The 1,537-nt window shown below is 66.4% G+C and carries 2 protein-coding genes; both read left to right on the top strand.

The annotated features are described in order from the left end of the window. The first annotated feature begins 158 nt into the window (after window positions 1-158). The gene (locus ACH0AE_RS17840; protein ID WP_406876170.1) at window positions 159-1,175 is read left to right on the top strand and encodes a hypothetical protein; all 1,017 of its coding nucleotides are present in this window, start codon (window positions 159-161) and stop codon (window positions 1,173-1,175) included. A 168-nt stretch (window positions 1,176-1,343) separates the two neighbouring features. Beyond that, window positions 1,344-1,537 (top strand): hypothetical protein (locus ACH0AE_RS17845; RefSeq protein WP_406876171.1); only part of this gene is annotated, 194 nt, incomplete at its 3' end.

Here is a 1,537-nt window from a genome sequence, read left to right on the forward strand (position 1 = left end):
GTCGCAGCCAGCTCGGAAGGCGCGTCCCGGAAGGGTGAAGTTTCGGCCCGTCCACTTTGAAGAGGCGATGCTGGTGATCGGCCAAAGTCAGCGTACAAGCACGGTTGACGCGGTGCTAGACCAGCATCCAGTCGTTCGGCCAGGCAAACGGGGCTTTCATGGCAACCCAGACCAGCGATAGCGTTGATCGCAGACACGTCGCCGCCAGCATCGCGCCCGTTATCATCGTTGCGTTGGCCGGGGTGGCGGTACGGACGCCGTTTGCGACCACCTATCCGTTCGCCGCGCTATTGCTGTTCCTTTGGATCGTCGCAGACACGCTGATGCTGTCACTGATCGCCCGATCGGCCGGAAAGCCGGCCTGGCGCGCCGTCCTGGGCGTGCTGGCGGGCGCAAGCCTCACCGTCTGGCTGGGATCGCCATCGGCGATGCGGGACGTGCTGATCGCAACGCCGATCCTTGCATTGGCGATGATGGCCGTCGTCCTGGGCCATGTCGCCTGGGCCTTGGCCGGCGCGCGCCGGGCGGCAAGCCGGGCCGGCATCGGCCGCAAGGAGCGGTGGGTGTCGGCCGCGTCGGAGATTCTTCCGCCGGCGCTGGTGCGGTTTGCCGTGCTGGAGATCACGGTGATCCACATGGCGCTGTTCCGGTGGGGCGGACCGGCGGACGTGCCGGCCAACGCCCGCGCTTTCGCCTATCACAAGCATTTGGCGCCGATGTGCACGGCGCTGCTGATCCTCTCGGCAATCGAGATCGCGGTGTACCATCTGCTCGTCGGCCATTGGAGCCGCACCGCCACGCTGGTCATGTTCGTCCTAAGTGACGTGGGGTTCGTGTACCTCGTGGGCCTGATCTATTCGTTCCGGTTCAGGCCCGTGCTGCTGACGCCGGAGGGCGTCCGTGTGCGGGCTGGCTTTCTGATCGACCAACTTGTTCCATTTGACGCAATCGTTGCCGTCGAAGGCGGTTTCACCGGGAACGAGGTACGCGACGCAGCGACCTTGAACGCAGCGCTGCTTGCCTGGCCGAACATCATGCTGCGATTGGATCGCCCCCTGCATCGTCGTTCGCTCCTGAAAGGAGAGCGTCCGTTCGCTCGTGTCGCGTTCCGCCTGGATGATCCGGAGTCGTTCATCCGCCTCCTCACTTGGCGGTTAGGTCAGCGCACAGGCTAAACAGCCCTCCCGATCTCGACCGTACCGACCGAACGGCCGCGTGTCGGTACACCGTTCGCGCGTGATCGGGCGTGTGGGGGAGGCGGTTGCGCCGATCTGACCCTGCTGGGGGTTGGAAGATGGCCGGCAACTTGGCATCGTGCCCCGGCCAACAACGGAGTAACCACCATGCTTTCCAAGTTCACTGCCGTCGCCGCTGCGGCTGCGATGCTCGTCGCGCCGGTCGCCGCCTCGGCTGCCGCCAACCCCGCTGCCAGCCTGTCGGTGGCGAAGAGCGCCCGCGCCGGATCGTCGGTCGCGCGTGCCGATCAGGCCGCGGGCGGCAACGCCCTCGTCTACGTCCTCGGCGCGCTGCTGGCGGG

This window comes from Sphingomonas sp. 179-A 2A2 NHS (assembly GCF_045371305.1).
Lineage (GTDB): Bacteria > Pseudomonadota > Alphaproteobacteria > Sphingomonadales > Sphingomonadaceae > Sphingomonas.